At 40.4% G+C, this 4308-nt stretch carries 4 protein-coding genes; all 4 read left to right on the top strand.

The genetic code is table 11. From position 1 onward, the window contains the following. Window positions 1-53: 53 nt before the first annotated feature. On the top strand, window positions 54-1550 hold the full coding sequence (locus tag RWM06_RS09450; protein WP_173277231.1) for an ABC transporter permease: 1497 nt from the start codon (window positions 54-56) through the stop codon (window positions 1548-1550). Continuing rightward, window positions 1550-2476: an oligopeptide ABC transporter permease OppC gene (gene oppC, locus RWM06_RS09445; protein WP_000103691.1), complete on the top strand. Its 927-nt coding sequence runs from the start codon at window positions 1550-1552 to the stop codon at window positions 2474-2476. The genes RWM06_RS09450 and oppC overlap by 1 nt, the downstream gene beginning before the upstream one ends. Window positions 2477-2484: 8 nt before the next feature. Continuing rightward, window positions 2485-3552, top strand: a complete 1068-nt coding sequence (locus tag RWM06_RS09440) for an ABC transporter ATP-binding protein (protein ID WP_313970930.1) — start codon at window positions 2485-2487, stop codon at window positions 3550-3552. Between the two features lie 10 nt (window positions 3553-3562). Then, on the top strand, window positions 3563-4308 hold a 746-nt coding region (locus RWM06_RS09435), incomplete at its 3' end, for an ABC transporter ATP-binding protein (protein ID WP_313970929.1).

Raw genomic sequence — 4308 nt, 5'->3', positions numbered from 1 at the left:
GAACTTTCTCTCCATGAGGAGAAGGTTCTTTTGGGATTTAAAAAGGAAACGATATGAAAAAATATATTTTTATGCGTGTCTTGCGGTCATTGGTTTCTATCTTCTTAGTAACAACCTTGACCTACACGATTATCTATACAATGGTTCCTCGAAAATTGATTTTCAAACAGGATACCAACTATAACAAGATTGCGACGACTGCTGATAAACGTGATAACTATGAGAATACCGTTTATGAGCGTATGGGCTATATCGAGTACTACGATACCAAAGAGTTGCAAGAAAAAGCTAGCCAGATGGATGCCTCTGTAACCGTTGAAGCTAATGATACCAACAAGGCTATCTATGAAAAATACATCAAACAAATCGGTCATGGTTGGACCCTGGGAGAATTTACTGAAAGTGGCCAATTCTACGCTACGCGTGAAATCCCGATTTTTGAACGTGTTTTCAAATTCTATGCTAACTTGATTGACATTGATCATACAAATAAAATTCAAGACCCTGAAAATCCAGACTTGAAACGTTACCTTCGTTTCGAAAACGATCCAGCTATCGGATGGTCATTGGTTGGTTCAGGAACTAAACACAAATATCTCTTGTACTTCAACAGTCAGTTCCCATTTGTGCATCAAAATTTTGTGAACATTAATTTAGGCGACTCTTATCCAACCTATGCTAATAGCCCTGTTTTACAGGTTATTACTCAAGGACAAGGGCAAACAAAAACATCTCAAGTTCAGTTCCCAACAGGTAAGAAAACTTCTTCTGTAAATATTTACTCAAGAACCTACAAATCACCTAGTCAGGCTGACTCTCGTGAAGTAGCTAACTATGGGAAAGATGACCCATATACTGCAACTGAAAGTAACTACCAATATCCTTCTATGATTGCTAGCTCTGCTGTCGTTGGATTGATTGGTTTGCTGATTTCTTATGCGATTGCCGTGCCACTTGGTTCAGCTATGGCTCGCTTCAAGAATACTTGGATTGATAGCTTTTCAACAGGGGCTTTGACCTTCTTGATGGCTCTTCCAACCATTGCCTTGGTTTATATCGTTCGTTTGGCTGGTTCTTCAATCGGTTTGCCAGATTCATTCCCTATCTTGGGTGCTGGAGATTGGCGTTCCTATGTTTTACCAGCAGTTATCCTTGGTTTGTTGGGTGCTCCTGGTACAGCTATTTGGATTCGTCGTTACATGATTGACTTGCAATCACAAGACTTTGTACGTTTTGCTCGTGCCAAAGGTTTGTCTGAAAAAGAAATTTCAAATAAACACATCTTTAAAAATGCCATGGTTCCGCTGGTTTCAGGAATTCCTGGTGCTGTTATCGGGGTTATCGGTGGTGCAACCCTTACTGAAACAGTCTTCGCCTTCCCAGGTATGGGTAAAATGTTGATTGACTCTGTAAAAGCATCTAATAACTCTATGGTCGTTGGTCTTGTCTTCATCTTTACATGTATTTCTATCTTCTCACTTCTTTTGGGAGATATTTGGATGACTATTATTGACCCACGTATTAAATTGACTGAGAAAGGAGGCAAATAATGTCTACAATCGATAAAGAAAAATTTCAGTTTGTAAAACGTGACGATTTTGCCTCTGAAGCCATTGATGCGCCAGCTTATTCATACTGGGGTTCAGTGTTTAGACAATTTATGAAGAAAAAATCAACTGTAGTTATGTTGGGAATCTTGGTAGCTATCATTTTGATGAGTTTCATCTACCCAATGTTTTCTAAGTTTGATTTCAATGATGTCAGCAAGGTAAACGACTTTAGCGCTCGTTATATCAAGCCAAACGCTGAGCATTGGTTCGGTACAGACAGTAACGGTAAATCTCTCTTTGACGGTGTCTGGTTCGGAGCTCGTAACTCTATCCTCATTTCTGTGATTGCGACAGTGATTAACTTGGTTATCGGTGTCTTTGTCGGTGGTATTTGGGGTATTTCAAAATCAGTTGACCGTGTGATGATGGAAGTTTATAACGTCATCTCAAACATCCCATCTCTTTTGATTGTCATTGTCTTGACTTACTCAATCGGAGCTGGATTCTGGAATCTGATTTTTGCTATGAGTGTAACAACATGGATTGGGATTGCCTTCATGATCCGTGTGCAAATCTTGCGTTATCGTGACTTGGAATACAACTTGGCGTCACGTACTTTGGGGACACCAACCTTGAAGATTGTTGCCAAAAACATCATGCCACAATTGGTATCTGTTATTGTGACAACGATGACACAAATGCTTCCAAGCTTTATCTCATACGAAGCCTTCTTGTCTTTCTTCGGTCTTGGATTACCGATTACAGTACCAAGTTTGGGTCGTTTGATTTCGGATTATTCACAAAACGTAACAACCAATGCTTACTTATTCTGGATTCCATTGACAACCCTTGTCTTGGTATCCTTGTCCCTTTTCGTAGTTGGTCAAAACTTAGCGGATGCTAGTGATCCACGTACACATAGATAGGAGTAGAAATGACAAAAGAAAAAAATGTAATTTTGACTGCTCGCGATATTGTCGTGGAATTTGACGTTCGTGACAAAGTGTTGACAGCTATTCGTGGTGTTTCTCTTGAGCTGCTTGAAGGTGAAGTGTTGGCCTTGGTAGGTGAGTCAGGATCAGGGAAATCTGTTTTGACAAAAACCTTCACTGGTATGCTTGAAGAAAATGGTCGCATTGCTCAAGGTAGCATTGACTATCGTGGTCAGGATTTGACAGTCTTGTCTTCTCACAAGGATTGGGAACAAATTCGTGGTGCTAAGATTGCGACTATCTTCCAGGATCCAATGACTAGTTTGGACCCAATTAAAACAATTGGTAGTCAGATTACAGAAGTTATTGTAAAACACCAAGGAAAAACAGCTAAGGAAGCAAAGGAATTGGCCATTGACTACATGAATAAGGTTGGGATTCCAGAAGCAGATAGACGTTTTGATGAATACCCATTCCAATATTCTGGAGGAATGCGTCAACGTATCGTTATTGCTATTGCCCTTGCTTGCCGACCTGATGTCTTGATTTGTGACGAGCCAACGACTGCCTTGGATGTGACCATTCAAGCACAGATTATTGATTTGCTCAAATCATTACAAAACGAGTACCATTTCACAACAATCTTTATCACCCACGACCTTGGTGTGGTAGCAAGTATTGCGGATAAGGTGGCGGTTATGTATGCTGGAGAAATCGTTGAGTATGGAACTGTTGAGGAAGTCTTCTATGACCCTCGCCATCCATATACATGGAGTCTCTTGTCTAGCTTGCCTCAGCTTGCTGATGATAAAGGGGAACTTTACTCAATCCCAGGAACACCTCCGTCACTTTATACTGACCTGAAAGGGGATGCCTTTGCCTTGCGTTCAGACTACGCAATGCAAATTGACTTCGAACAAAAAGCTCCTCAATTCTCAGTATCAGAGACGCATTGGGCTAAAACTTGGCTTCTTCATGAGGATGCTCCAAAAGTAGAAAAACCAGCTGTGATTGCAAATCTTCACGATAAGATCCGTGATAAAATGGGATTTGCCCATCTGGCAGACTAGGAGGAAGGAAATGTCTGAAAAATTAGTAGAAATCAAAGATTTAGAAATTTCCTTCGGTGAAGGAAGTAAGAAGTTTGTCGCGGTTAAAAATGCCAACTTCTTTATCAACAAGGGAGAAACGTTCTCGCTTGTAGGTGAGTCAGGTAGTGGGAAAACAACTATTGGTCGTGCTATCATCGGTCTAAATGATACAAGTAATGGAGATATCATTTTTGAAGGTCAAAAGATTAATGGTAAGAAATCGCGTGAACAAGCTGCGGAATTGATTCGTCGAATCCAGATGATTTTCCAAGACCCTGCCGCAAGTTTGAATGAACGTGCGACTGTTGATTATATTATTTCTGAAGGTCTTTACAATCATCATCTGTTCAAGGATGAAGAAGAACGTAAAGAGAAAGTTAAAAATATTATCCGTGAAGTGGGTCTTCTTGCTGAGCACTTGACTCGTTACCCTCATGAGTTCTCAGGTGGTCAACGTCAACGTATCGGTATTGCTCGTGCCTTAGTGATGCAACCAGATTTTGTTATTGCGGATGAGCCCATTTCAGCCTTGGACGTTTCTGTTCGTGCCCAAGTCTTGAACTTGCTCAAAAAATTCCAAAAAGAACTTGGCTTGACCTATCTCTTTATCGCCCATGACTTGTCGGTTGTTCGCTTTATTTCAGATCGTATCGCAGTTATTTATAAGGGTGTTATTGTAGAGGTTGCAGAAACAGAAGAATTGTTTAACAATCCAATTCATCCATATACTCAAGC

This window comes from uncultured Streptococcus sp. (genome assembly GCF_963516575.1).
Taxonomy (GTDB): domain Bacteria; phylum Bacillota; class Bacilli; order Lactobacillales; family Streptococcaceae; genus Streptococcus.
The sequence above is the reverse complement of the archived record's forward strand: the minus strand, read 5'-3'. Positions and strand labels throughout refer to the sequence as shown.